Raw genomic sequence first — 26,468 nt, forward strand, 5'->3', positions numbered from 1 at the left:
TCGCCGGGGCTGCGCCTGAAATACCGCCACCTTGATGGAGCGCGGGCGCCGCCCCCGCCACAACCATAGCCCTGTGTCCTGCGTCACCGCAGGCCCGCAGAACTCTCGTTGAACATTGTCCGTTTCCGGAGGAAGACATGCGCGGCAATGAACAAGTCATCGAGCAGCTGAACGCTGCTCTCAGCGCCGAATTAACCGCGATCGTTCAATACATGGTGCAGGCCGAGATGTGCCACAACTGGGGTTACGCCCGGCTGGGGGACGAGATCAAGCAGCAAGCCATCGGCGAAATGCACCACGCCGAAGGCCTCATCGAACGCATACTTTTTCTCGACGGCCAGCCCGCTGTCAAGGTGGCGCTCAAGCCAAAGATCTCCATGAAGGTGCAGGCAATCCTCGAAGACAATCTGAAGGATGAGAGGGACGCCGTTCACCAATACAACGCGGCCGCCAAGGTGTGCGTGACCGCCGGCGACAACGGCTCGCGCGAGCTCTTCGAGCGGATGGTCAAGGACGAAGAGGGCCACACCGACCATCTGGAAGGCCAACTCGAGGCCATCGGCCAGATGGGCCTGGAGAACTGGCTCACGCAGCAGCTCAAGTCGGGCAAGTAGTCCAAGAATTCCGCGTCTCAGATCAGCTTTCGGCCGCGCGGGCGGCCGCGCGTGTGCGCTGCCGAAAGAGAACCGCGGATTTACCGGGCTCTCACGGACCGGAAATGGAGAATTATCGCTTCTGATCCGCGTCGATCCGCGAAAATCCGCGGTTAGTTTCCTATTTCCCCGCGCTCTCCAGCGCCGCCGCAGCCTCGTCAATCACCTTGGCTTCGCTCTGTAAGACCTGGCCGGCGCGCACCATCTGCTCCTCCGCCTGCTTCCACTGCTTCTGCTCGATCGCCTCGCGCACGCCGGGGATGGTCTTGACGCCGTATCCGGTGTACAACCCCGGCGCGTAGATCTGGTGGCGGAACCACGGGCGGTTCGGCAGTCCGTCGGGCAACGTCATGGCGCGCTCGCTCTGGATGATTTTCGCGTTCACGCTTGCCAGCGAAGTCCGCGCTGCGCCGCCATTCGGTTGCGCTTTGCGCAGGGCGGCGCCATAGCGTTCGGTGCTGCGTTGCAACGCGTCCAGCCCGTTTTGCAGCGGGGCAAAGTTCAGGAACGGCGGCACCGCTTCTTTCGACGGTGGAACGTACGGCTTGCGCGGGTCCGACGTCGCCGCGAACATTCCCTCGTCAAGCTCGCGGTTGCGCTCCACGATCTGGTTGCGCTCGTCGGTGGCGAGCTTCTGCAATTCGTCAACGTAGGTCTTGATCGCGGTCGCAAAATTGGCGAAGTTGAAGGGCAGCAGCTCGGCATCCGCCAGCCGCATCATCGCCGTGCCGCCAGTCTGGGCTAACGCGCGTGCGTACACGAAGTCGGTGTCGGAGAAATGCGTGTACCAGTAGAAGTCGTCGTAGACGGAGTGATAAATCCCGCCATCGTCTTCGCCGTCGTAGCCGATGTTCAGCGAAGCGATGCCGAGGTGGTCGAGGAACACGGTGTAGTCCGACCCCGAGCCCAGCGCGTCCAGGTGCAATACGCCCTTCGTGCGGAGTTCTTCGACCGACTGGTCGGATGACCGCGGCCGGCCGCTGCGGCGCTGCGTCGGCTCCTGCTGCCGCTCCGTCGCACGCTTGATTCGCAGCAATTGCAGCCGCTTCCACACCGAAATGTTCTTCTCCGGGTCGGTGATGTCGCGCGCCACATCGTTGAGAAACTGCTCCAGCGTGTGCGAACCGATCAGGCTGAGATAGCCGCGCCCGTTGCCGTCGGAATTGATGTAGGCGACGGCGTGCTGCTGCAACTCCGGCGCGTGCGCCTCGGCCCACTCGGTGGAGCCGAGCAGTCCTGGCTCTTCGCCGTCCCACGCGGCGTAAATCATGGTCCGCTTCGGCTTCCAGCCCTGCTTCAGAAGTTCGCTGATTCCGCGCAGCTCTTCCATCTCACCCACCAGGCCGGAAATCGGGTCCTCGGCGCCGTTGACCCAACCGTCGTGATGGTTGCCGCGGAGCACCCATTCGTCCGGATACTTCGAGCCGGGGATGCGCACGATGACGTCGTTCACCGGCTTGCGGTCCCAATTCGATTTCACCGCCAGGTGCACCTTCGACGCGCCCGGCCCCACGTGGTAGGTGAAGGGCAACGCGCCACGCCAGTTCTCCGGCGCGACCGGCCCGGATAGATTTTCCAGCAGTGGCGTCGCGTCGGCGTAGGAGATCGGCAGCACCGGAATTTTGGTGAGCGTCTTGACCTGGTTCAGCGGCAGGCGTTTCGCCTCCGGGGTTGCGCCCACGCCCGGCGTGAGCGGATCGCCGGGATAGATCGGCATGTCCATGACGCTGCCGCGCTGCACGCCGTCCTTGGGACGGAACGGCCCCTTGGGAAATACTTCGCCTTCGAAGTAGCCGTCCTCGCGAGGGTCGGAATAAATGATGCACCCGACCGCGCCGTGCTCGGCCGCAACCTTGGGCTTGATGCCGCGCCACGACTGCCCGTAGCGCGCGATCACGATCGCGCCTTTCACCGAAATGCCCAGCCGCTCAAGCTGCTCATAATCCGCGGGCACGCCGTAGTTGACGTACACCAGCGGCGCAGTCACGTCGCCATCCGCGGAGTACGCGTTGTAGGTGGGAAGCTGCTCGGCGTGCTGATTGCTCGTGGCATCGCCGGGCACCGTCGGCTCCTGCAGCCTGGCCGTAAACTTCACCGGTTCGAGCAGTTCAACAACCCGCTGCTTCGGCGTCGGGAACAGGACTTCAAAGGTTTCGATGTGCGCGTCCAGTCCCCACGACTTGAACGTGCTCAACAGCCACTGCGCGTTTTCCTGGTCGTAAGGCGAGCCCACGTGGTGGGGACGCGCCGACAACCGCTGCATGTAATCGCGCGCGCGGCCCGGCTCGGGGAGGGCGCGGAACTTCGACTCCCAGTCGCGCTCGGTGCGCGCGTCCGCGTCCGAATAGCCGCGCATGCGCCGGCCCGGTCCCTGCGGCTCGTCCGGTTCGGTATTCGGCCCCGGCGCTTGCAGCGTGGCCGCCGGAACATTCGGCTGCTGCGGCGCCTGCGACTTGGCTGTCATCACAAACAAGAAAGCGCAAAAAACCAATACCGCTCCAAGACGCCGCATCCATCCTCCACCATGAAGAAAAAGGTCGCGCCACGACTTACCCCAAGCCGCGGGCGTGCAGAACCGCGAATTATAGAACATCGACTTACCACGGAGACACGGAGACGCCGAGCGCGTCCGCTACTCGCGCGGAAGCTCCCAGCGCGTCGGGCTGCTGGCAAATTCCTTTTCCGTCCATGCCAGCACGACTCGCGGCCGCAGCCTGACCAGCAACATCTCGCCCGGCGCGTCGCTCAGCCGCATTTTGTATTTCCTGGCGTAGGCCTCATCAATCGGCTTCATCATCGCGCGATTGGTCACCTCTTCCGCCATCCCTTCCAGGATCACCGCTTCTTTTTGCAGCTCGAGGTGAATCACCATCGCCGGATTTGCCAGGATGTTGCGCGCCTTGCGCGAACTACGGTCGGTCCCGAAGTACACCGCCCCGTCCACCCACACCGCCCAAACCGGCACGGTGTGCGGGCGCCCGTCGGGGCACGTGGTGCAGACCCAGTAGTTATGCGCGTTGGCGATCTTTTTCTCGACCTCCGCCCACGCCAGCATGCCCTTGCTTCCCTTCGGCATGCCGTAGCCTTTTGGCATCCGTGGACGGCTGCGTTTCGGTTTCTGTCCCCGCCTGTTTCCCATAGCGCTCGTACTATTCACGAACATCCGCGCCGTGACAAGCGCACTAGCGGGTCGTAATCTGACTGCTATACTGACGCGTTTATGCTTGCCGACATTCTGGAAAAAGGACGTGCGATCACCGATGAAGCGCTGGAGCGGCTGCTGCCTGCGGCGACGCAGTACCCCGCCTCCATCCACCAGGCGATGCGGCACAGCGTCTTCGCCGGGGGAAAGCGGCTGCGGCCGATCCTCTGCATCGAGGCGGCTCGCATGGTCGGCAAGGTGCTGCCCCTCGGCATCGAAGAACTCGGCGCCGCGCTGGAAATGCTGCACACCTATTCGCTCATCCACGACGATCTTCCCGCGCTCGACAATGACGACCTGCGCCGCGGCCGTCCCACCTGCCATAAAGTATTCGGCGACGCGATTGCCATCCTCGCCGGCGACGCGCTGCAGACTTACGCGTATGAAGTTCTGGCGCGGATGTCGTGCCCCGCCGAGGCGCGCATCCGCATCATCGAGCAGATCGCCCACGCCACCGGCACCATCGCCGGCATGATCGGCGGCCAGGTCATGGACCTGGAGGCCGAGCACAAGAAGCCCGACGCGGAAACCCTGGAATATATTCACCGCTCCAAGACGGCGGCGCTGATCACCGCCAGCGTGGTGAGCGGCGGGATTTACGCCGGCGCCACCGAAACCGAGGTCGCGAAATTGCGCTCCTTCGGTTTGAAAGCCGGCCTCGCATTCCAGATCGCCGACGATATTCTCGACGTCACGCAATCTTCCGAGCAGTTGGGCAAAACCGCCGGCAAGGACATGGCGGCCGAGAAGGCCACCTACCCGGCGCTGTTCGGAATTGAAGCGTCATCACGGAAGGCGGATGACCTGGTCATCTCCGCGTGCTTGCAGTTGGATCCCTTCGGCGACCGCGCCAACACGCTCAAGTCGCTGGCGCGGTTCCTGGTGCAGAGAAAAAAATAACCACAGAGGACACGGAGGTTTTCTGATTCATATCTTCTCCGCCGCGCATCTTTCAGGAAACGCGAACAAGCTGAAGCGAAATGAACAATTCACCAACCTCTGTGCCCCCTGTGGTTGACATTCTTAGTATTGCCGCTCACCGCGACGACGCCGAGCAGACCTGCGGCGGCACGCTGCGGAAGATGGCGGCGCTCGGCCATCGCACCGGCATCCTCGACCTCACCCGCGGCGAGATGGGCACGCGCGGCACCGCCCAGGACCGCGAGCGCGAAGCCGCCGAAGCCGCCCGCATCCTGAAAGTCTCCTGGCGCGGCGCTCTCGACATTCCCGACGGCCGCGTCGAAAACACGTTCGACAACAAGCTGAAAGTCGCCTCCGTCATTCGTGCGTTGCGCCCGCGCGTCGTCATTCTTCCCTACTGGCAGGGCCGCCATCCCGATCACTACACCTGCTCCACCCTGGGCTACGAAGCGTGCTTTCTCGCCGGCCTGACCAAGCTCGATGTGTCGCCGGTGCGCGCCGACTCGCTCGCCATCAACGTCGGCCCGGCTGACCCCTTGACCACTGGCCACTCCCCGCACCGCCCGTTCAAGATTGTTTACGCGACTCTCTATTACGACATCCGCCCCACGTTCGTCGTCGACATCACCGACCAGTTCGAAGCGCGCTTGGAGGCGCTGATGGCCTACAAGTCGCAATACACCGACCAGCAGGCCGGGAGCGGGCTGTTTCCACAGCACGCGGAAATCCGGACGCGCCTGGAAACCATGGCGCGCTTCTACGGCTTGCTCGCCGGCGTCACCTACGCCGAGCCGTTCCTGCAAAAGGAAGTCGGGCTGGTGGAGGACGTGACGGCAATTCCGGTCGCCTCAATCTGAATGGTGAACGCGGGTACGATTGTGTATCAGGGCGCGGCTTCAGGTAGCGGCACGACTTAAGTCGTGCCCTGATACAAAGGGTAGGTTTGCGCCCACGCGCCACGCTGTTATACCGTAACCAGTTTCCGGTGATCCCTTGATGGCAGACCGTACCCAGCAGACCGCATCTTCGGCCGCTAACAGCGTCATCGAATCCCGCGTGGACGCCACTTCGGCGCGCTTCGAGAAGAACATGCGCGCCATGGCCGACCTGGTCGCCAGTATCCACAACGAGGAAGAAGAAATCCGCCAGGGCGGCGGCGCGAATGCGATCGAGGCGCAGCACAAGAAGGGCCGCCTCACCGCGCGCGAGCGGCTTGCCCTGCTGCTCGATTCCGGCAGCGAGTTCTTCGAGATCGGCGCTTACACCGCCTTCGGCATGTACGAAGAGTGGGGCGGCGCGCCGGCGGCGGGCGTCGTCACCGGCCTCGGCCGCATTCACAGCCGGCTGGTCATGCTGATCGTCAACGATGCCACCGTGAAAGCGGGCGCCTTCTTCCCCATGACCTCGAAGAAGGTGATCCGGGCGCAGAACATCGCGATTGATAACCGCATCCCGACCATCTACCTGGTGGACTCCGCCGGCGTCTTCCTTCCTTTGCAGGAAGACGTTTTCCCCGACACCGACGATTTCGGCCGCGTCTTCCGCAACAATGCCGTCATGACCGCCATGGGCATTCCGCAGATCGCCGCCATCATGGGGATGTGCGTCGCCGGCGGCGGCTACCTGCCGGTGATGTGTGACAACGTCCTGATGACCGACGGCAGCGGACTCTTCCTCGCCGGGCCCGCCCTGGTACAAGCGGCCATCGGGGCGACGTATTCCGCGGAAGAACTCGGCGGCGCCGCCATGCATTCCGCAATCAGCGGCACGATTGATTTTCACGAGCCTAACGACGAAGCCTGCCTGGCGCGCATCCGCTCGCTGGTGGAGAAGATGGGCTACCGCCGCCTCTCCCCGTTTGATCGCAAGAAACCGGAGGCGCCGCTCTACGCCGCCGAGGAAATTTACGGCATCTACGAATCCGATCCCGCGCGTCCCTACGACATGAAGGAAATCATCGCGCGCATCGTGGACGGCAGCCGCTTCGACGAGTACAAGGCCGAGTACGGCAAGACGGTGCTCTGCGGTTACGCGCGCATTGGCGGCTTCGCCGTCGGTATCGTCGCCAACCAGAAGCAGCACCAGCAGCAGATTGACGAGTCGGGCCACAAGCGCATCGAGTTCGGCGGCGTCATCTACACCGAGTCGGCGGAAAAGGCCGCGCGCTTCATCATGGACTGCAACCAGAACCTGGTGCCGCTCGTCTTCCTGCACGACGTCAATGGATTCATGGTCGGGCGCGACGCCGAGTGGAGCGGGATCATCAAGGCAGGCGCGAAGATGGTGAATGCCGTGTCGAATTCCGTGGTGCCGAAGATTACCGTGATTATCGGCGGCTCGTTCGGCGCGGGACATTATGCGATGTGCGGCAAGGCTTACGATCCGCGCTTCCTGTTCGCCTGGCCAACCGCGCGATACGCCGTCATGAGCGGTGATTCGGCGGCGGGCACGCTGGCCGAAATCAAGATCAAGCAACTGGAACGCGGCGGCAAGAAGCTGAGCGACGAGGAAAAGAAAGAGCTGTTCGACTCGGTGAAGAAGACCTACGACGAACAGATCGACCCGCGCTACGGCGCCGCCCGCTTGTGGATTGACAAGATTATTGACCCGCTGGAGACCCGCGACGCCATCACCCGCGCGCTGGAAGCCGCCGCGCTGAACCCGGAGGTGCCGGAGTTCAAGGTGGGAGTTTTACAAACCTGATCGGGTGATCCGGTGATCGGGTGATCGGGCGATCTAAAAAACAATTGGCCGCTGATGAACGCAGATGCACGCAGATCAACCACTTATCAAATGACCAAGCGTTCGCGGCAGATTGGGGAAACTCGGCATCGTCCGCGCGGCGGTGGCCGGAGCTTGATCACGCGTCCCCCGGGGACGCTTGATGGCAGCCCAGCGATTTATCGCTGGGTACGCGCATCCCAAAACCCGGTCAGTCCGGCAGGACGGTTGAAAAGCAATGCCGCATGCTCTCGTCAACAATCGCGTGCACGTGATCTTCAGCACCAAGGGACGGCAGAAGCTCATCCCGGAAGATACTCAGCCCCGCTTATGGGCGTTCATGGGCGGAATCGCCCGAAAAAATGGTTCCACGGCAGTGGCCGTCGGCGGTACGTACGATCATGCCCACGCATTACTGGCGATTCCTGCCACGATGCCTTTGGCCAAAGCCGTTCAACTGATCAAGGGCGGCTCCTCCAAGTGGTGCAACGAGAATCTTCAATGCCGCTTTGCCTGGCAGGAAGGTTACGCCGCGTTGAGCGTGAGCGCGTCCCAAAAGGACGTTGTCGTGCGTTACATTTGCAACCAAAAGGAACACCATGCAAAACACACGTTTGAGGAAGAACTGCTTCAGTTGCTAAAGAAGAGCGGAATCGATTTTGATCCCAATGACGTGTTCGGATGAGTTCTCAATCGTCCTGCCGGACTCTTTCGCGACTGGTGCATCATTACCCAGCGATGAATCGCTGGGCTGCCTTCAATCGCCCTCCGGGCTTGGGGTGGTGAATCGCTGGGCTGCCATCAATCGCCCTTCGGGCTTTGCTCGGAGTTGATGGAACAAGAGACGATCCGCGTTCATCCGCGTTCTGCAGCGGCAAATTGGTTTCACCGACAACCGATAACCGATGACCGACAACCTGAAACTCATCGAATGCCCCCGCGACGCCTGGCAAGGCCTCAAGGGCCAGATCCCTACCGAGGTCAAGGCTGCTTACCTGCGCGCGCTGATCGGGGCGGGGTTCAAGCACATTGACGCCGTGTCGTTCGTTTCGCCCAAGGCCGTGCCCCAGATGGCCGACTCGGAAGAGGTGCTGAAGCAGATTGATCCGCCCGACGACGTCGAAATCATCGGCATCGTGGTCAACGAAAAAGGCGCCGAGCGCGCCGTCGCCACCGAGGCCGTGCACACCCTCGGTTTTCCCTATTCGGTCTCGCCCACATTCCTGCAGAAAAACCAGAACCAGACGTTGGAGGACGCCTACGACACGCTGGAGAAAATCAAGGAGAAGGCCGACAGCGCCGGTCTCGATGTCGTGGTGTACATCTCGATGGCGTTCGGCAATCCCTACAACGATCCGTGGAGCGCCGACGAAGTTCTCGAAGCCGTGGACCTGATCGAAAAGACCGGCACTCGTTCCATTTCGCTTGCCGACACCGTGGGCCTGGCCACGCCCGATCAGATTCGCGCCCTCGTTGCCGCGGTGCTTGCCCGGTACGACTATCTCGATATCGGCGTCCACCTGCACAGCCGTCCCGCCGAAGCGGTGGACAAGATTCTCGCCGCTTATGATGCCGGCATTCGACGCTTCGATTCCGCCATCGGCGGCCTAGGCGGCTGTCCCTTCGCGCAGGACGAACTCGTGGGCAATATCCCGACCGAAAAAGTTCTGGAAGCGCTGGCGCAGCACGGCGCCGAAGTGCCCATCCGCAAGCCACTCGACAGTGTCATCCGCATAAACGCCGATATTGCGGCGAAGCACAAAACCTAACCACGGATCTCCACGGATTTTCGCGGATCGATAGTTGGTTTGCTTTATCCGTGTGAATCCGTGAAAATCCGTGGTTCGCTTCTATGTCCTACAAGACGCTCACGCTCGCCCACGAAGACCGCATCGCGCTCATCACCCTGAATCGTCCCGAGAAGCGCAATGCTGTCAGCTTTGAATTGCTTGCGGAATTGATGAGCGCGCTCGATGAGGCAGAACGCTCCCCTGCGCAGGTTCTCATCATCACCGGAGCGGGCAAGGCGTTCTGCGCTGGTTTGGACCTGGACGAACTCAAGGCTCTTCTGGGCAAGACGCACGAAGAAAATCTCAAAGATTCCGCGCGCATGGCGCAGATTTTCCGCCGCATCTACGAATTTCCTCTTCCCACCATCGCCGCCGTGAACGGCGCGGCTATCGCCGGCGGAACGGGCATCGCCACCATGTGCGACTTCACGCTGGCGGTGCCGGAAGCGAAGTTCGGCTACACCGAGGTAAAGATCGGATTTGTCCCGGCAATCGTCTCCTCGATTCTGGTCTGGCAAGTCGGCCACAAGATCGCGCGCGACCTGCTGCTCACCGGACGGCTCTTCGACGCCGCCGAGGCGCATCGCTACGGGCTGGTGAACGAGGTCGTCGCGCCTGACCGCCTGATGCCGCGCGCCCGCGAACTGGCGGCGCAGTTGCTGGAGAATTCGCCGTCGTCGGTGCGCCTGACCAAGAAACTGATCAACGGATTTCTCGCGCGCTCGCTCGACGAGCAGATCGCGCAGGCGGTGGAGGACAACGCCCGCATTCGCACCACCGAAGATTTTCGCGAAGGAGTCACCAGCTTCCTGGAAAAGCGGAAGCCAAAATGGAGCAGCTAAGTCTATCGGTCTGTCGGTCGTCCGTGGCCCGTCGGACTGACCGACCGAGAGACTGATAGACCGATAGACCCGCAAATATAGCGACGGTGACCAACATCACGACAATCCGCGTCCGCTACGCCGAGACCGACCAGATGGGCGTGGTCTACCACTCGAACTATTTCATCTGGTTCGAGGTCGGTCGCGTGGAACTGCTGCGCCAGCTCGGTTTTACCTACAAGGAAATGGAACGCCAAGACCAGTGCTTCATCGCGGTGGTGGACGCGCGTTGCCGCTTCAAGGCTCCGGCGCGGTACGATGATCAGATCACCATCCGCACGCGCCTGAAGAACGCGCGCGAATCGCTGATCCATTTTGCGTACGAAGCGGTGCGTGAGAGCGACGGTACGCTGTTGGCGGAAGGCGAAACCACGCACATCGTGACCGATGCGGATATGAACAAGCGCCCGCTGCCGGAAAAGTATCTGACGGTTTTCAGACGAGCTATTTGATCCTAACTGTTGAAAGAACGCACATGCTCACAAAACTTCGCATCAAGAATTTCAAGCGGTTCGGCGAGGTCGTTGTAGACCTCGGCAATCCTGTAGTCTTCATCGGTCCAAATAACTCTGGCAAAACATCGGCTTTGCAGGCTCTCGCCTTGTGGCAGGCGGGCGTGAGCCGATGGAATGAACGGCGACGGGGCAAGGGCACGCCAGAGAAGAGACCAGGAGTCACGATCAACCGTCGAGACTTAGTGTCCATACCGATCCCGTCTGCAAACCTTCTTTGGAGAAATCTGCACGTCCGTGACGTCCAGAAGACGGAGAAGGGGCAGGTAACCAAAACGCAAAACGTGAGAGTCGATATTGTAATTGAGGGCGTCACCAGGGATAAAGCGTGGCAATGCGGTCTCGAATTCGATTATGCCAATGAGGAGTCTTTTTACTGTAGGCCATTGCGCATGTCCGAAGACGAGGGAGCAAATCGAATGCCGATACCGGAAGAAGCAGGCGAGGTGCAAGTAGCATTTCTGCCGCCTATGTCCGGTCTTGCGGCTAATGAGACCCGGTTAGATCAAGGAGCAATCAACGTCCGTATTGGCGAGGGCAAGACAGCAGAAGTCCTCAGAAACCTCTGCTATGTCATTGCAAGCACCGATCACGGACTGTGGGAAAAACTGGTAACGCAGATAGAGTCGCTGTTCGGTTCTCGATTGGATAGTCCGAAATACATACCAGAACGCGGCGAACTCGAGATGACATATCGTGAAAACGATGTGCAACTTGATTTATCGTCTTCTGGTCGAGGACTGCAACAGACACTCTTACTATTGGCATACATGTACGCCAATCCCAATGCAGTTCTCTTGTTAGACGAGCCGGATGCGCATTTAGAGATTTTGAGACAACGCGAAATCTACCAAATCCTCTCTGATGTTGCGGTGGAGAACGCAAACCAGGTCATCGCCGCCAGCCACTCAGAAGTGCTACTCAATGAAGCTGCAGGGAGGGATGTCGTAATCGCATTTGTCGGCAAACCACACCGAATCAACGACCGTGGCAGTCAACTGATGAAGGCTCTTGAGGAAATTGGTTTCGACCAGTATTACCAAGCTGAACAGACAGGCTGGGTACTCTACCTGGAAGGATCGACCGACCTAGCCATTCTCCGGGCATTTGCACGACGGCTTGGGCACAAGGCAGGTTTAGATACTCTCGAAACGCCGTTCGTGCATTACGTTGGAAATCAGCCAGCGGATGTCGCGAGGCACTTCTTCGGCCTGCGGGAGGCGGTGCAAGAACTTAAGGGTATCGCTATATTTGATCGCCTAGAGCGGGACTTGCCTGCAAACCTAGGCGCATTAGGATTTACTTGGCAGAAGAAAGAGATTGAGAATTATTTCTGCTACCCAGAGACTTTGGAAGCATATGCGACGCAGACCGGCATAGCGGGGTCTGGCGGGCCGCTGTTTGCCGATTCCGAGGCAAACCGGCGCTTAGCTGTGATGAGAGAATCCATAAAGGAATTGGAAGATGCTCTGCGCACTCTGGGACGTGGATCACCCTGGGACGGAAACATGAAGGTGAGCGACGATTTTCTCACCCCGTTGTTCGAAAATTACTTCAAGAAACTCGGCCTACCAAACGTAATGGCAAAGAAGAACTTCCAAGAACTCGCATTGCTAGTGCCAGCGGATAGATTGGACGTAGAAGTACGTGAAAAGCTGGACGCGATTGCGGCGGTAGCAAAATCTGCGACCTCCAAACCGATGCCGTCCTAAAGTCAAGACGCCACATGAAAGTGCTCCACATCAACGGCTCCGAACTCACGCTCGACGAGCTGCGCGAGGCGGTGTACGAGCGGCGTCCCGTGCTGCTCGACCCGGACGCGCGCCTGCGCGTGCAGGCGGCGCGCAGCGTGGTGGACGACATCGTCGAACGGAACGAAGTCGCCTACGCGGTCACCACCGGCGTCGGCAAACTCTCCGACGTCCGCATCGCGCCCGAACAGATCCGCGAACTCCAGGTAAACCTGCTGCGCTCGCACGCGGTCGGAGTCGGCGAGCCGCTCAGCGAGGCGGAAGTCCGCGCCATGATGCTGCTGCGCGCCAATTCCCTCGCCAAGGGATATTCCGGAGTTCGCACCGAGGTGATTGACACGCTCTGCGAGATGCTCAACCGCGGCGTGCATCCCGTGGTTCCGTCGCAAGGCAGCGTGGGCGCCAGCGGCGACCTCGCGCCCCTGGCTCATCTCGCGCTGGTGCTGATCGGCGAAGGCGAAGCCTGGCATTCCGACCCGAAATTGCGGCGGCCGCGGCGCCTCGGCGATCCGCACGCCCGCCGCCATCCCGGCAGCGAGGCTCTCAAGCGCGCCGACATCAAGCCGCTGAAGCTGGAAGCCAAGGAAGCCATCTCCCTGATCAACGGCACCCAGGCGATGGTCGCGGTGGGCGCCCTGGCGCTGCTGACGGCGCAGAACATGGCGGATTCCGCCGACGTGATCGGCGCCATGTCGGCCGACGCGCTGCGCGGCACCGATGTCGCCTTCGACGAGCGCATCCAGCACGTTCGCCCGCATACCGGGCAGATGCGCAGCGCCGCCAATCTGCGCCGCATGCTGGAAGGCAGCGCCATCCGCGAGTCGCACCGCCAGTGCGGGCGCGTGCAGGACGCCTATTCGCTGCGCTGCATGCCGCAGGTGCACGGCGCCGTCTACGACGCGCTCAACTACTGCGCGCAAGTGCTGGAAATCGAGATGAACTCCGCGGTGGACAACCCGCTGGTCTTCGTCGCGCCCAAGCAGGTCGGTGCGCGGCAACCGGCCGAGCCGCACGGCGACGTCCTCTCCGGCGGAAACTTCCACGGCGAACCGGTGGCCTTCGCGCTCGACTTTCTCGCCATTGCGCTCAGCGCGCTGGCCGGAATTTCCGAGCGCCGCATCGAGCGCCTGGTGAACCCCTCGCTCAACGAGGGGCTGCCGCCGTTTCTGGCGAGCGCCGCCGGACTGAACTCGGGATTCATGATGGCGCAGGTCACCGCCGCGGCGCTGGTCAGCGAGAACAAGGTGCTGGCGCACCCCGCCTCGGTGGATTCCATCACCACCTCCGGCAACAAGGAAGATTACGTATCCATGGGAATGACCGGGGCCATCAAGTTGAAGAAGATTCTTGCCAATGCGCTCCACGTGCTCGCCATCGAAGCCATCGCCGCGGCGCAAGCGTTGGACTTTCTGGCGCCGCTCAAGCCCGGCAAGCGCGCGCAGCAGGCCATGGCAGCGATTCGTGCCGTCTGCCCGCCTTTGGAGCACGATCGCAGCCTCGCTGCGGATTTCGCGCGGGTCGCCGAAGTCCTCAAGCGCGGCGACCTGGCGGCGGTACTGCGCTAGCCATTGACCAAAAAATGACGCGGAGACCGGGTGCAGTCTCCGCGTTGTGCTCTTATCCGCGAAATCCCTGGCGATCCGTGGTTACAAGGCCACCGCCGCCGGCGTGGCCTTTCCCTTGGCGACGTGGTGCACGGTCGAGGTCTCGACGTCATAGATGTGCACCTTGGCCGCGGTGTGCGCCAGGTGCTGGATCATTTCATTGATGCGCTTGAACTCCAGGTGGTGAAAGTCCGCGGCGTCAGCCTTGGTCTTCCAAAAGCTCATGGCGAGCACCTGGTCGGCGTCGTGGTCGGCGATGAGAACGATTTCGTCAACAAAGCCGGGATGGGACTGCAGAATGCCAAGCACGTCATTGTGCAGCTTGCGGCAAAGTTCCTTGGCCTTGCCGGGCTTGGTTTTGATCTCGACAACGCGAGTGATCATAGCGGGTCTCCTTTGCGAGGATGAACATGGCCGCACTTCGGATCAAACATCGTATGGTCGCACAATCGCCCTCCGCCGGCACGCAGGACTGGCTGCCCGGCCGGAAAAGCAGGACCGAAACGGGATTGGCGGCCCCAATCTACGGCTCGCCGCCGGCGCGGTCCCGGGACGAAGGCGCGTAGTAGCCGGCGCGCGCCTGCACGCGGTAATCGCTGCCTTTGGCCTTCACTTCCACCTTGCGATAGGTACCGTCGCGCTTGTTGTTGGTGGGCGTGTAGCCGATGCTGTACTGGCTGCGGAGTTCGGCCGCCACCTGGTCGAACGCCTGCTTGAGCTTGTCCTGCTTGTTGCCAACCTCGATGACGCGGCCGCCGGTCTCCTGGCAGAGCTTCTTCATGTCCTTGTCACCGGAGTAGCCAAACCCGCCGTAGAAGCCGCGGTCGGCGATGAGCAGCACGTACACCATGGCATCCGCCCTCTGGGCAGCCTCGATGGCGTCGCGGATCTTCAAGCTGCTGCCCTGGTCCTCGCCGTCGGTGAGCAGGATCATGGCCTTGCGGCCGACCTCGCGCCCCAGCTTTTCATTGGAGGCAAGATAGACGGCGTCGTAGAGCAAGGTGCCTTTCGGGTTGCTGATGGGGATGGGACCGCCGCCCAGGCCGGGCAGGCCTCCTCCGCCACCGCCGCCGTTGATGCGCGCGCGATTCATGCCGGCGCGCAGGTCGCGCGGGTCGTTGGTGAAGTCCTGCAACAGGTCAACGTTTACGTCGAAGCCGATGACGAACGCCAGGTCCTTTTCGCGCAGGACTTCGCGCAGGAACGCCGCGCCCACTTCCTTCTCGATGGGGAGCACGCGCTCCTGGCTCACGCTGCTGTCAATGAGCATGCCGAGGGTGAGGGGCTGATTGGATTCGGCGGAAAAGTACTTGATGGTCTGCGGCTTGCCGTCCTCGTAGATTTCGAACTGGTCCTTGGCAAGGGTGGAGATCAGCAGGCCGTGCTTGTCCTTGACGTTGAAATACACGTTGACGACGTTCACGTCCACCTTGAAGGTCTGGACGGTGTCGTCAGTCTCGCGCTGGGGGGACGATTCCTGGGCGAGCGCGGTTGCGGCCACGCCGAACAGGACCGCAATCAGAACCGCAGTTTTCGGGAAGGAGTGGGCCATACACTTCTCTGAGTCTTTCCGGCTCGCTTGGGTCTATTCTAAACTAGTGCTCCCTATGATAAGAGTGCCGCTGGACAAGAATGTTGCTGTCAGCATGGGAAATAAGATGATGAAGGAAGCGAAACGTCGCAACCAGACGCGTGGCACGGCTGTGGCGGCGCTGCTGTTGGCGCTGGCCTCCGGTCCTGCCCTGGCACAACAACCGCCCGGTACGCCTCCCACCGGCCAGTCGAACATTCCCGATGCGCCGTCGGCCAGCCGTCCGGTGGAGAAGTTTCCCGCCGCCAACGAAACCGTCACGCCGCCGCCGCCGGCGGAAATCACCACCGTGCCGCCGGGCGGCGCCGGGCTGATCCCGGGCAGCGGCCGCGACGAACTCTTCACCCTGACCAAGAACGTGAACTTCGTGGTGGTGCCGGTGACGGTGAAAGACGGGTCGGGACACCTGGTGGAAGGATTGTCGCGGCAGAATTTTCGCGTGCTGGAAGATGGGGTGGAGCAGCGGATGACTTTCTTCACCAGCGATCCGTTTCCGCTGACCGCGGCGGTGGTCATTGACCTGGGCATCCAGGAGGTGGAATTCCGCAAGGTGCGCGATTCGCTACCGGCGCTGGTGGGGGCGTTCGGGCAGTTCGATGAGGTCGGACTGTACACCTTCGGCACGACGGTGCAGAAGGTCCAGGAGTTCACGCCGACCAGCAGCAACAAGGTCAGCCAGGCGATGGACCGGATCCGCAAGAAAGCGACGGCGCGCTCGGGTGGAGCGCCGGTGGTGGGCGGCCCGTTTGGCTATCCGCCTTCGGTGAACGGCCGGCCGGTTGATCCCGGGCAGAACCCGACGCCCAGTTATACGGGGCAACGCGAAGCCAAGGTGCTGAACGACGCCGTGCTGCAGGCGGCGCTGGACCTGGCGCGGGGAAGCCCGACGCGGCGCAAGGTGATTTTCGTGGTCAGTGACGGAACGGAGTTCCACTCGTCGGCGACGTACGGCGAGGTGCTGAAGGTCCTGCTGACGAATCAGATTTCGGTGTACGCGGTGGGTGTGGGGGGAGCGGCGATTCCGGGCTACGGGCAAGCACAGAAGATTCACCTCCCGAAGATGGGCTACGGCGACGTCTTGCCGAAATACGCCTCCGCCACCGGCGGCGCGGTGTTCAGCGAGTTCAGCCCGTCCGCCATCGAACAGGCCTACAGCCGCCTGACGGAAGAAGCCCGCAACCAGTACACCATCGGCTACACGACGCGGGCCACGCCCTCGAGCAAGTACCGGGATGTCGAGGTCAGGGTGGACCAGCCGGGATTGAGGGTCAACTCGAGGCAGGGATATTACCCGTTGCCGCCGCAGCGTCCGACCCCTTGAGTCACTTGTACGCTGCGGGCGCTGTGATATAAACAGTTTTTCTCCAGCTGTGGAGTAGATAGGAATTTGCGGTGCGTCGCAGGCCGCCACAGGCCCGCGCTGCGCCGGACTTGAGGACTGTCTTGAGTTTCATCAATTTCGCAGCGCGCGAGATCAACTGCAAGATCGTCTACTACGGCGCCGGCCTGGGCGGCAAGACCACCAATCTGCAATACATTTTCGACAAGACTTCCGAAAAACAGAAAGGGAAGATGATTTCCCTTGCCACGGAAACCGATCGCACCCTGTTTTTCGACTTCCTGCCGCTGGACCTGGGGACGGTGCGCGGCTTCAAGACCCGGTTCCACCTCTACACCGTACCGGGGCAGGTGTTCTATGACGCCAGCCGCAAGCTGATCCTGCGCGGAGTGGATGGCGTGGTGTTCGTCGCCGACTCCCAGGATGAGCGCATGGACGCCAACGTGGAAGCCCTGGAGAACCTGCGCGACAACATGAAGGAGCACGGGTACGACTTCACCAAGATCCCGTACGTGCTCCAGTTGAACAAGCGCGACCTGCCCAATGCCTTGCCGGTGGACAGTTTGAAGAAAGAACTGGCAAAACGCTCCGAACCGGTGTTTGAGTCAGTGGCGGTCCAGGGCGTCGGCGTGTTCGAGACGCTCAAGGACGTCGCGAAGCAGGTGCTGATTGAGTTGAAGAAGGGGTGACGGTCGGCAGTCGACGGTCGACGGCCAAAAGCGACAAGCCCGGTCATGTGACCGGGCTTTTGGTTTCTTGCTGACGACTGAAGCCTACTGATTCAGGTGGAAGCTCTTCAGCATCTGCTCGAAGGTGGGGCGCAGGCGGGAGAAGTCATTCTCCGGAGCGACAAAGATCAGCGAGACCCCGGCGCCGTCGTTGCCGGGCAGCGTGACCAGCCAATCGCGCTCCTGCAGCGGCTGCCCATCGCGACCGGCGAGGGGCGATTGGCCCAGCAGGTCTACCGACCTCCCCAACACGCCGTTGACGCGGATTTTCTGAATATTGCCGGCCTGGCGCATGCCAGGATTCTGCTGCTGGAGACTGGCGATCAACTGCTGGGTGGCGCCGTCGAAGTCATTGGTGTTCTGCGGCTGGAACGGTGAAACCACCGCGCCATGAGAAATTCCGTTTTGTGCAACGCCGGACTGCGGCGCGAAAGTGACTGAGCCGGACTGCTGGCCCTGTAGGGGCTGCCAGTTGCTGGGATATTCCAGGGAGAACGGTCCCTGGAAGCGCTCGAAGCCGCCGCTGGGCATGACCTCCGACGACGATCGGTTGCGCGAGCAAGCAGGCGCGGTCTGGTCGTCGTCAGGGCCGCTGACGTCGTGGATCTGGCCGCTCTGCGCCATCTGATGAATCTGCTGCGCGGAATAGGCGCGAATGCTGCTCGCGTCCTGCTTGGCCTGCGCGAATTCCGGGCTGCTGTCGTGGTACTGGCGCGCCGGCCAGTTCCTGATTTCGTCCTGCACGGCCTGGACGCGGTTGCCGGGATCGGGGTGGTCGCTGAGGAACTGCGGCCCGCCACTTCTTGCCTTCTGTTCCAGCCTGAGGAAGAATTGCGCCAGCCGGATGGGATTGTAACCGGCTTTGTACATGATGATGGCGCCAACCGCGTCGGCCTGGGCTTCATCGGCGCGCGAGTACCTCATGCTGATGACGCCGGCGCCGAGTTGGGCGCCCATATTGGCCAGCGCTCCGGCGGGGCCACCGAGCACGGCGCCAAGCACGCCGCCCAGAATCTGTCCTGCCGCCTGCGTTGTGCCCTGCTTGCGCATGCCCTTGATGGAGTGCTGCATATAGACGTGCGACATCTCGTGGGCGATTACGCCCGCAAGTTCGGCTTCGTTTTCGGCGGCCAGGATGGTGCCGACATTGACGAACACGGGTCCGCCGGGCAGGGCGAAGGCATTGATCTCTTTTTGCTGCACGACATGGAACTGATACGGCCAGTTGTATTGCTGCGGAATGACGGAGTCGAGCCTCTGGCCGAGCGACTGGACGTAGCGGCTGAGCGGGCTGTTGTCCGGCAGGATCGGCATCTGCCTGGCAACCTCGGCGAGGGCTCGCTGGCCGAGTTGGATTTGCTGATCCCTGGGGGCTGCCAGGCCGGGATCGGGCAGGACAGGGTCGTTGCCCACTCCCGCCAGCATCCACGCCGGACAGGCGATCAGGAAAACGAGCAGGACCGCGACAGCACGGGTGCAGCCCGAGGTATGTCTCACAAGCTCCTCACAGCCGGCAGCCCGGCGCCGCCGGCGGACAAAACATTCCCTAGAGTAACTAAACAATTTAGATGCCAAGTAGTTGCGCGCGTTTGCAAAAAGCGCGCGGCCGGCGGGTGGCCCGTTTAGGGGCTCGGGGGCTCGTCATTCGAACGGTGATTTGCGTCACAAATGAATTCCGGCGAAGGGGGCTATAATTTCGGCCTCTTTCGACCAAACCCTCTGCTTTGATTTGCCGGAGCGGGAAGGGTCGAATTCGGGATTCGAGTCGAGAATTAATTCGCCTGGTCATCGTGTTTCCAGGATTGCGAGAACGTCTATGGACTTGTTGAAAACTGTGCTGCGCAGAATCCTTCCCCAACCGCGAGAAATACCCCGGCTGGACCGCGGGTGGATCATCGCCAACCACAAGCTGGTTTCGTTTCACGCGGCCTTCCTGACATCGCTGCTCAGCATTTCGACCAGCGTGGCGTCGCGCTTCGATGTGGTGCGCCAGATGTTCCTGAGCGCGGAAGTGCTGATCTCGGCCGCGATCTGGTACGCGGCATGGCATACCAACATCGCCATCCACGAGATCGGGCACTACCTGGCGGCGGTGAGAACGAACAATCTCCGGCCGGAGCTGGCGGGTCCGGCGCAGGAAAAGTTGAGTCAGGGCGGGTTGGGGCGCTGGATGTGGTACCTGGGGATGTTCGCGAAGATCCCGTATGGAACGTTTCAAGGCGTGCATAAGGAGGCCGGGAGCTTCCATCCCAGCGTCAAGACGCAGAACCTGGCAGTGTCGGCGGCTGGACCGCGGGCCAGCATGGTGCTGAGCCAGTGGACGCTGCCCCCGGGATTCATTCTGGTCGCGCTCGGACTGTGGGTTGGCGGCTCCTTGGGCGGATACGCGGTGTACGCGGGCCGGCTGTTGTTCACCGTCGGCGCGGTGGCGACGTTCGATTTCCTGCTCTCTGACCCAGGCAAATACAAAGCGTTCCGCGCACGCGAGCGCGAGGCGGCGGCGCGCGCGGCGGAGGTCAAAGCGGCGGAACCGGCCGCCATGGAAGGGCGTTCGGGCAAGCCGTCGGAGTTGCGGCGCAAGCTGCGGTTGCACCGGCTGCAGGAAGTCGAGTTGGCCGACGGAACCATCGTATTCGCACCGTGGGAGTTCAGAAACTCGATCATGGGCGGGCGGCACACGGAAGAAATGGGCGGCAACCTCAGCTTCCAGGAATTCATGTTCCTGCCGCTGACGGCGCGCGACTACATCGAGGCGCAGCGCGTCACCAACATGCTGCAGAGCCGCGCCATCCAGATCATCCAGGACTCGGAAGGGCTGAATTTCGTGGGCATCGGGCTGGAGGGCGGTATCGTCGCCTCCTACGCCAAGCAGGCGGGCGACATCCTGCCGGAGGAGCGGGCGCTGCGGGTGGCGGTGCAGGCGATCGAGGAGTGCGGCTTCGTGCCCGATCGCGATGTTGTGCTGGCGATCGATCCGGCGGCCAGTGAGCTGAGCAATGCCTACCGGGAGAAGACCGGGGAGAAAGATTCCGTCGGCCAGTACCTGTTCTGGCGGGCGGAAGATCCCAGGGTGATGACCACCGACGAACTGGTGGAGTTGTACATCGCCTGGGTGAAGAAGTATCCGATCGTGTCGCTGGAAGACGCCTTCGCCGAGGACGATTACGAGGGCTGGAAGAAACTGATGAAGGCGCTGGACGCGGAGATCCTGATCATTGGCGACGACCTGGTCACCACCAAGGATTCCACCATCCGCCGCTGCGCCGAAGAGGGGCTGATCAACACGGCGCTCATCAAAGCAAACCAGATCGGTACTATGAGCGAAACCCTGCTGGCCACGCGCGTGGCGAAGGAGTTGGGACTGGCGTTGGTGGTCTCGCACCGGTCCAAGTCGCCCAACGAGGTGATGGAAGCCGACATCGCCTTCGCGGTGGGCGCGCTCGGGCTGAAGTGCGGCGGCGGCGCCAACACGGAAAGGCTGGTGAAGTACGGCAGGATCGTGGAACTGATGGAAATGGCGAAGAAGGGCGTGAAGGCCACGCGCAAGCTCGATCCCGATTCCAGGATCGCCGATATTGCGGCGCACGAAGAACCCACCAACGCCGGCATCCCGACCGTCGGCGTCACCATCATGCTGGACAACGGCATGAAATTCACCGCCGCGGTGCCGCTGGGGACTTCGGCGGGAACCGACGAAGCCATCCACCTGGTGGACAGCATTATCGAGGCCAACCCGCTGACGCGGAAGTACTCGAATTATTTCGTGTACAACGAAAAAGAGAAGACGTACAGGTTTGCCCCCAACGTCAAGGCGGAGGCGGTGGCCAAGGAGAATGCCGAACTGGCCGAGCTGTGGATGCGGTCGAAGCGTTACGGCGGCAAGGGCTGCCTGAATGCGGTGGCGAATGTCATTGAAGTGGTCGCGCCGCGTTTTCTCGGGCAGAAAATTTCCGCGATAGGTTCGCTGGGTGATATTGACCGCGAGCTGCTGCTGATGGAATTGGACCTGGCGGTGAAGCGCGGGAAGATCGCCGCCGACGCTCCCGCCGAGGAGAAGATCCAGATCATGCAGCGCAAGGCCAACCTCGGGATGAACGCGGTGCTGTCGCTGTCGCTGGCGCTGGGCCGGCTGGTGGCGGCGCGCGACGGCATGGAACTGCCCGAGGTGCTGCGCGGCATGGAGATGACGATTGATCGCGACTATCTGTACGGGGTCAAGCAAGCGGCGGCAGCGACCGTGCCGAACGGAGTGCGCGTCTAAACGTCATCGGGCGCAGGCAGCGGCAGGCCCTCGGCCTGGCAGATTTTCTTGAGTTCGCCCACCGACCATTCGGCGTGGAAATCGTAGAATGCATGATACGGCTGGTGAAGCAACTCCAGCACGCGCGCCGCTTGCGGGTCGCACCACTTGGGCAGTGCCGCGCAGGCTTCGTCCAGGCGTGCGCCGCTGAGTTTCAGCGTAATCAGGGAATGCACTAAGCCGGGATGGAGCGAAAGCTGGTCGAGCCCCTCTTTTAAGATTTGCTTGCGCGCGCGCAGAACTTTTCTCTCGCCCACCGTGTGGAGAAGGTGCAGGTATTTTTCAAACAGCACCCACTCGTTCACCAGCAGCGCGACTTCCAGCGGAGTAAAGCACTTCCAGAAGCCGACCGGATAACGCAGGGCGAGAAAGCGCCCGAGCATGAAGGCGCCGGCTTCGTAGCCGGAAATGCGATCGCGAAAGCATTTGGCCAGAGCCGCCTTGAAGAAGCGCACCTTGCGGTCGAGGGTCAGCATTTCGAAGACGTTGTTCTGCCCGAGATGGTCGCCGATGTCGCTCTTGAGCACTTCTTCCATGTAGACGGTTTCGCGCTCGTCGAACCAGCCGTTGACGAGCTGGCGGGCCTCGTCGGACTCGCTGCGAAGTTCAAAATTCACCAACCGCATGACCTCGCTGAGGCTGGAGATTTTGTCCACGGTGAGGCCGCGGACCAGTTGCTGGTAATAGCGATAGGCATAGGCAACGGTGGCGAATTCCTTGTCTTCCTCGCTTCCCTCCTCGGCGATGCGCTCGCCTTTCATGTAGCGCAGCAGCCGGGCCGGAGTGAACTTCGCCTTGCCCAGATACACGGCGTTACGACGGGAGGAAATCGTGATCCAGTCGCCTTCGCGAATCTCGCTGCCGGAGGAATTCCGCAGGCGGCCGTCGGGGTGCAGCGTGACGCCGTACTTCTCCAGGTTGAGGAGGGCGGGAATACCGAGGCTCTGGCAGATGGTGACGACGTGCACCGCGGCGGAGGTCAGGCTGAGGACGGCGTCCACTTCACCCATGACCACCGTGTCGGTGGGGACAAATGTTTTCTTGCAAAGACAGACCTTCTCGTCCTGGGTCTTGGCGCGCAAGGCGGCGTCGCCGGTGAAATAGACGCGGGCCGAAACCGCAGACCGAGGCAGCACCGCTACCCCGGGCGAGAATGTGCTGAGCGTGCTGAAGTTGTCCTGGTCAATGGTGTCGCTGGTGAGCTGCTTGAGGTGGTAGGGACGAATCAGCTCGGTGACGCGCTTGCGCGAGATGGCGCCCGACTTATGCATGTCAACCACGGCGATGAGCGCCGCCCGTCCGGCCAATCCGGTTTCGTTCAGTTGCAGTAGTGCGAACCACTGGTAGCGGCTGGTGGCTTCCACCGCGAATTCGATGGTGACCGGCGACTCGAATTCACGCTCCAGCTCAGGGAGGTGGGGCAGGAAGTGGTACACGGCCGGGAAGGTGTCCTTCACCGCCTGGTCATTTTCGAACTTCGTGGTTTTGAATTCCGCCGTGCCGGTCATCATCTCTTCGCCAAAGATATTGCGCGCCGTTTGCAGCTCCCTTCCCACGCCCGAGCGGGTATCGCGGCTGGATAAGACACCGGCGCAGGCGGTCTCGTGGCGCACGGTGCAGACCATCTTCTGCAGGATGAGGCTGGGGGCAAGGTCACTGCCGCGGCAGAGCGCAGCCACCAAGTCGTGGTTCTCTTCAAAATGCTTGTAGGCCTGCCGGGCGAAGAAGAGCGCTTGATACGCGGGGTCCTCGATGAGACTGCGGTCGGTATGCCGGATGACTTCCAACATCTGGGCAATGAGCCGCACGACCTGTTCGGGTGGCAGGGTCGGAGTGACGGCATGGACCAGTTCTGTGCCTTGTTCGAGAGCGTCGCATAGGTTCCGCAAGGTGTTCAGGAACATCCGGTGCGCGCCGACGGAGCCGTACATGATTTCCAGGCTGGGCAAGGCGCGCTCGGTGATCCCGACGTTGAGGTAAGTGTCCATCACGCCTGGGATGTAGCGCGGCGTAGCGCAGCGCAGGGCGAATACCAGAGGTTTGCCGGCGCGCAGCGACTGCATGGTCAGAACTTCCAGTTGGCCGATGGCGTCGCCCAGGTGACGCTCGAGGTTGGCGGCGTCAGCGTAAGCGTCGGCCGTCAGCACGACGAAATCGGGTACGGGATAGCCCTGTTGCGTGAGTTTGAGGAGGATGAATCCTTTTTGGCTGATGTCGCGCGCCGAGTGCGCCTCGAACGAGCTGGTACAAGGAACGACGAACCGGGTTTCAGCCGGCGCCGGCTGCTCCGCCGACATGGTCAGCCAGGGATATTGCCCGAACGCGGCCGTGAGGTCAGCGGCCGCCTGCGCAAAGCCTCGGCGTGCATTGATGATGCGGGCAAGGTGGGCCCGTCCCTGTTCAAAATCGCCTTGGCAAAGCAACGGAATGTCGACCTCCATGGCCACCACGCTGCTGCTTGCGCCATCGGCAAGATCGAACTCGACCACCGGCGGGCAGTATCCGGGACGATCGGATACCCTGGTCGTAGAGCTCTGCTCCTTACGAAAGCGCCGGCTGTGCTGGTTGAAGTAGTTGCCGCGCACCCGGAAGTCGCGAATTTCGCTGGCTGGCAGCGGTTCCATGCCGCGGATTGTAAATCACAACCCGCGGAGGCGGCGCGAGCGGCCGTGGGCGGCATCCTTCGGCGCGGAAGAGCCATCTCAATAGTGAGGTGCTGGGTTTCCACAGGACATGGCCATCCGTAACCCCAGGAGTACATAGCGGAGCGACGGCGCAGGGAAAATCCTGTGCTACGATTTTTTCGCACCTCCAGCATCACTGGAACCGAAAACAATGTCCAGGTCAGTCGGCCCCGTTGTAGTCGCCGTCGCCAGCCTTGTCCTGCTTGCCGCAATGATATTTTCCGCGAGCGCATGGACGCTCACCAGCGCCCACCATCAGCCGAAAACCAGCTTCGCCGCAGCGTCGGCGGTTACGACGCCGGCGCCCAGTGCCGTCTCCTTGCCCATGGCGCCGCCAGGAACCGTGCTGCACGTGGTCGCCAAGGGTGAGCTTCTGCCCCACGTTATTCGGAAATACTGGGCTGCGAGTTCGTACATGTCGCACTCCGAGATGGAAGCCGCGTTGCGGCAGCGCAACAGCGGGATCAAGGGAATCGCGCTCAAGCCGGGGGAAACCCTGATTGTCCCCGGGATGGAAGGGCCAATCACGCAGCAACCGGTCCCGGTGGCGCGCGATTACGAGGTCCGGGCCATTTACCTGACCGGCGTCATGGCGGGCAGCGTGAATGGAATGAACCTGATCCAGCGCTGGCGCGCCGCCGGCGGCAACGCCGTGGTGTTTGACGTCAAGGACAGCGACGGCATCGTCAATATTCCGTTCCAGCACCCGCTGAATACCGGCGGGCCGCATCCCTATGTTCCGAACCTGCCGAAATTGACGCGCTGGCTGCACCAGCAGGGCATGCACGTCATCGCTCGCATCGCGATCTTTCGCGACGAGAAGCTGGTGACCCAGCATCCCGAGCTGGCGGTGCAATCGCGCGCGCGCGGCGGGGCGTGGCGCGAAAACGGCAAGCTGGTGTGGACCGACCCGTCCAAGCCCGAGGTGCAGCAGTACAACATCGCGCTGGCGCGACAGGCGGCCCTGGACGGCGTGGACGAGGTGCAGTTCGACTATGTCCGCTTCCCTGCCGAGGGCGACCAGAAGGACGCCGGCTTCTACTTCGATTCGCATCCTCTGCACCGGCCGGGCAAGGGTCCCGACGGCAAGGATATCCCGGCCCCGCCCACGCAGCGCGGCGACGTGGTTGCCGACTTCCTGTCGAAGGCGTATGCCGAGCTGCACCCGATGAAGGTGCTGTTCTCCCTCGACGTTTTCGGCGTGATGGCGTGGCAGCGCCCGATTGACCTGGCGCACACCGGGCAGGACATCTCGCTGATGGCCAAGTATTGCGACGTGCTCTCGCCGATGATCTATCCCTCGCACTTCTTCGGCATGGACGGCTACAAGGTGCCGGGCGACGCGCCGGAGCACTTCATCTCGGAATCCATGGAGCGTTTCAAGAAGGTCACGGCCGGCAGCGGCGTGATACTGCGACCCTGGCTGCAGGCCTTCGGCTGGAAGACGCCGAGCTATTCGCCGCAGTATGTCGAGACGCAGGTCAAGGTGGCCAAGCAGAATGGGGGCATCGGGTTCCTGTTCTGGAACGCCCGCAACGACTACAGCAAGCCTTTCACGGCGATGCCCGACATGCGCCGCAACCCGCAGTTCTTCCGGGGCGACGAATTGCCCAAAATGAAGACGGCGAGCGGGCAAGAGAAGCCGGCGGCGGCAGCAGCGGCGAAGAGCTAGGGACCGTTGGCAGCTGGTAGCCGGCCATGCGTGGTCCCGGTTTTTTGCCCAGCTACGAACTACCTGCGACCAACTACCGCTTCCCGCAAGTCCGTTCCTCACTTGTCCCTGTGACGGTC

General features: G+C 61.9%; 20 protein-coding genes. 14 read left to right on the forward strand and 6 right to left on the reverse strand.

From position 1 onward, the window contains the following. Positions 1–137 precede the first annotated feature (137 nt). Entirely contained in the window at positions 138–614 is a 477-nt protein-coding gene (gene bfr / locus LAN70_10890; protein MBZ5511660.1) for a bacterioferritin, read from the forward strand. 160 nt (positions 615–774) lie between these two features. Here bfr and LAN70_10895 read toward each other — a convergent pair whose 3' ends face one another. Both LAN70_10895 and LAN70_10900 read right to left on the reverse strand, forming a co-directional pair. After that, positions 775–3,009: a M28 family peptidase gene (locus LAN70_10895; protein ID MBZ5511661.1), complete on the reverse strand. Its 2,235-nt coding sequence runs from the start codon at positions 3,007–3,009 to the stop codon at positions 775–777. A 276-nt stretch (positions 3,010–3,285) separates the two neighbouring features. Further along, a complete protein-coding gene (locus LAN70_10900) occupies positions 3,286–3,747 on the reverse strand; it encodes a pyridoxamine 5'-phosphate oxidase family protein (GenBank protein ID MBZ5511662.1) in 462 nt (153 codons plus the stop codon). A 126-nt stretch (positions 3,748–3,873) separates the two neighbouring features. Between LAN70_10900 and LAN70_10905 the strand changes: the two genes are divergently transcribed. The 9 genes from LAN70_10905 to hutH all read left to right on the forward strand — a co-directional run bounded on the left by LAN70_10905 (position 3,874) and on the right by hutH (position 13,996). Beyond that, entirely contained in the window at positions 3,874–4,755 is an 882-nt protein-coding gene (locus LAN70_10905; GenBank protein ID MBZ5511663.1) for a polyprenyl synthetase family protein, read from the forward strand. An 80-nt stretch (positions 4,756–4,835) separates the two neighbouring features. Further along, positions 4,836–5,633, forward strand: coding sequence for a bacillithiol biosynthesis deacetylase BshB1 (bshB1, locus tag LAN70_10910; protein MBZ5511664.1), 798 nt, complete (start codon positions 4,836–4,838; stop codon positions 5,631–5,633). A 139-nt stretch (positions 5,634–5,772) separates the two neighbouring features. After that, the gene (locus LAN70_10915) at positions 5,773–7,479 is read left to right on the forward strand and encodes an acyl-CoA carboxylase subunit beta (protein MBZ5511665.1); all 1,707 of its coding nucleotides are present in this window, start codon (positions 5,773–5,775) and stop codon (positions 7,477–7,479) included. Positions 7,480–7,735: 256 nt separating this feature from the next. Beyond that, the gene (gene tnpA, locus LAN70_10920; protein ID MBZ5511666.1) at positions 7,736–8,182 is read left to right on the forward strand and encodes an IS200/IS605 family transposase; all 447 of its coding nucleotides are present in this window, start codon (positions 7,736–7,738) and stop codon (positions 8,180–8,182) included. Between the two features lie 220 nt (positions 8,183–8,402). Beyond that, complete coding sequence (locus LAN70_10925) at positions 8,403–9,266, forward strand: hydroxymethylglutaryl-CoA lyase (GenBank protein ID MBZ5511667.1); 864 nt, start codon at positions 8,403–8,405, stop codon at positions 9,264–9,266. A gap of 83 nt (positions 9,267–9,349) precedes the next feature. Continuing rightward, positions 9,350–10,129 (forward strand): enoyl-CoA hydratase/isomerase family protein, encoded by a 780-nt coding sequence (locus LAN70_10930; protein MBZ5511668.1) that lies wholly within the window; start codon positions 9,350–9,352, stop codon positions 10,127–10,129. Between the two features lie 134 nt (positions 10,130–10,263). Further along, positions 10,264–10,620, forward strand: coding sequence for an acyl-CoA thioesterase (locus LAN70_10935; GenBank protein MBZ5511669.1), 357 nt, complete (start codon positions 10,264–10,266; stop codon positions 10,618–10,620). A gap of 23 nt (positions 10,621–10,643) precedes the next feature. Then, complete coding sequence (locus LAN70_10940; GenBank protein MBZ5511670.1) at positions 10,644–12,392, forward strand: AAA family ATPase; 1,749 nt, start codon at positions 10,644–10,646, stop codon at positions 12,390–12,392. 14 nt (positions 12,393–12,406) lie between these two features. Next, positions 12,407–13,996, forward strand: coding sequence for a histidine ammonia-lyase (gene hutH, locus LAN70_10945; protein ID MBZ5511671.1), 1,590 nt, complete (start codon positions 12,407–12,409; stop codon positions 13,994–13,996). A gap of 81 nt (positions 13,997–14,077) precedes the next feature. Here the strand turns inward: hutH and LAN70_10950 are convergent, their stop codons facing one another. Beyond that, the gene (locus LAN70_10950; protein ID MBZ5511672.1) at positions 14,078–14,419 is read right to left on the reverse strand and encodes an antibiotic biosynthesis monooxygenase; all 342 of its coding nucleotides are present in this window, start codon (positions 14,417–14,419) and stop codon (positions 14,078–14,080) included. Positions 14,420–14,558: 139 nt separating this feature from the next. Continuing rightward, positions 14,559–15,587 carry a VWA domain-containing protein gene (locus tag LAN70_10955; GenBank protein ID MBZ5511673.1) on the reverse strand — a complete coding sequence of 343 codons (1,029 nt, stop codon included), beginning with the start codon at positions 15,585–15,587 and terminating at the stop codon, positions 14,559–14,561. Positions 15,588–15,642: 55 nt separating this feature from the next. On the opposite strand from LAN70_10955, the gene LAN70_10960 reads away from it, so the two are divergent. Then, positions 15,643–16,947, forward strand: coding sequence for a VWA domain-containing protein (locus tag LAN70_10960; GenBank protein MBZ5511674.1), 1,305 nt, complete (start codon positions 15,643–15,645; stop codon positions 16,945–16,947). Positions 16,948–17,069: 122 nt separating this feature from the next. Beyond that, positions 17,070–17,654 (forward strand): gliding-motility protein MglA, encoded by a 585-nt coding sequence (locus tag LAN70_10965; protein ID MBZ5511675.1) that lies wholly within the window; start codon positions 17,070–17,072, stop codon positions 17,652–17,654. Positions 17,655–17,738: 84 nt separating this feature from the next. On the opposite strand, the gene LAN70_10970 is transcribed toward LAN70_10965, so the two are convergent. Continuing rightward, on the reverse strand, positions 17,739–19,190 hold the full coding sequence (locus LAN70_10970) for a M48 family metalloprotease (GenBank protein ID MBZ5511676.1): 1,452 nt from the start codon (positions 19,188–19,190) through the stop codon (positions 17,739–17,741). Positions 19,191–19,509: 319 nt separating this feature from the next. Here LAN70_10970 and LAN70_10975 point away from each other — a divergent pair, with 319 nt between their 5' ends. After that, the gene (locus LAN70_10975) at positions 19,510–21,954 is read left to right on the forward strand and encodes a hypothetical protein (GenBank protein MBZ5511677.1); all 2,445 of its coding nucleotides are present in this window, start codon (positions 19,510–19,512) and stop codon (positions 21,952–21,954) included. On the opposite strand, the gene LAN70_10980 is transcribed toward LAN70_10975, so the two are convergent. Then, positions 21,951–24,617 (reverse strand): hypothetical protein, encoded by a 2,667-nt coding sequence (locus LAN70_10980; protein ID MBZ5511678.1) that lies wholly within the window; start codon positions 24,615–24,617, stop codon positions 21,951–21,953. The two genes, LAN70_10975 and LAN70_10980, sit on opposite strands and share 4 nt — an antisense overlap. Before the next feature lie 211 nt (positions 24,618–24,828). Between LAN70_10980 and LAN70_10985 the strand changes: the two genes are divergently transcribed. Continuing rightward, positions 24,829–26,349: a putative glycoside hydrolase gene (locus LAN70_10985; GenBank protein MBZ5511679.1), complete on the forward strand. Its 1,521-nt coding sequence runs from the start codon at positions 24,829–24,831 to the stop codon at positions 26,347–26,349. Positions 26,350–26,468: the final 119 nt, after the last annotated feature.

The organism is Terriglobia bacterium, from assembly GCA_020072845.1.
Lineage (GTDB): Bacteria > Acidobacteriota > Terriglobia > Terriglobales > Acidobacteriaceae > JAIQGF01.

Excerpts from the sequence above, each read along its gene's own strand:
- tnpA (MBZ5511666.1), top strand. The coding sequence starts at position 7,736 with ATGCCGCATGCTCTCGTCAACAATCGCGTGCACGTGATCTTCAGCACC.
- LAN70_10900 (MBZ5511662.1), bottom strand. The coding sequence starts at position 3,747 with ATGCCAAAAGGCTACGGCATGCCGAAGGGAAGCAAGGGCATGCTGGCG.
- LAN70_10925 (MBZ5511667.1), top strand. The coding sequence starts at position 8,403 with ATGACCGACAACCTGAAACTCATCGAATGCCCCCGCGACGCCTGGCAA.
- LAN70_10895 (MBZ5511661.1), bottom strand. The coding sequence starts at position 3,009 with ATGCGCGGCTATTCGGACGCGGACGCGCGCACCGAGCGCGACTGGGAG.
- LAN70_10975 (MBZ5511677.1), top strand. The coding sequence starts at position 19,510 with ATGGACTTGTTGAAAACTGTGCTGCGCAGAATCCTTCCCCAACCGCGA.
- LAN70_10955 (MBZ5511673.1), bottom strand. The coding sequence starts at position 15,587 with ATGGCCCACTCCTTCCCGAAAACTGCGGTTCTGATTGCGGTCCTGTTC.
- LAN70_10960 (MBZ5511674.1), top strand. The coding sequence starts at position 15,643 with ATGATAAGAGTGCCGCTGGACAAGAATGTTGCTGTCAGCATGGGAAAT.
- LAN70_10985 (MBZ5511679.1), top strand. The coding sequence starts at position 24,829 with ATGTCCAGGTCAGTCGGCCCCGTTGTAGTCGCCGTCGCCAGCCTTGTC.
- LAN70_10935 (MBZ5511669.1), top strand. The coding sequence starts at position 10,264 with ATGGGCGTGGTCTACCACTCGAACTATTTCATCTGGTTCGAGGTCGGT.
- bshB1 (MBZ5511664.1), top strand. The coding sequence starts at position 4,836 with ATGAACAATTCACCAACCTCTGTGCCCCCTGTGGTTGACATTCTTAGT.
- LAN70_10950 (MBZ5511672.1), bottom strand. The coding sequence starts at position 14,419 with ATGATCACTCGCGTTGTCGAGATCAAAACCAAGCCCGGCAAGGCCAAG.
- LAN70_10930 (MBZ5511668.1), top strand. The coding sequence starts at position 9,350 with ATGTCCTACAAGACGCTCACGCTCGCCCACGAAGACCGCATCGCGCTC.
- LAN70_10905 (MBZ5511663.1), top strand. The coding sequence starts at position 3,874 with ATGCTTGCCGACATTCTGGAAAAAGGACGTGCGATCACCGATGAAGCG.
- LAN70_10980 (MBZ5511678.1), bottom strand. The coding sequence starts at position 24,617 with ATGGAACCGCTGCCAGCCAGCGAAATTCGCGACTTCCGGGTGCGCGGC.
- hutH (MBZ5511671.1), top strand. The coding sequence starts at position 12,407 with ATGAAAGTGCTCCACATCAACGGCTCCGAACTCACGCTCGACGAGCTG.
- LAN70_10940 (MBZ5511670.1), top strand. The coding sequence starts at position 10,644 with ATGCTCACAAAACTTCGCATCAAGAATTTCAAGCGGTTCGGCGAGGTC.
- LAN70_10915 (MBZ5511665.1), top strand. The coding sequence starts at position 5,773 with ATGGCAGACCGTACCCAGCAGACCGCATCTTCGGCCGCTAACAGCGTC.
- bfr (MBZ5511660.1), top strand. The coding sequence starts at position 138 with ATGCGCGGCAATGAACAAGTCATCGAGCAGCTGAACGCTGCTCTCAGC.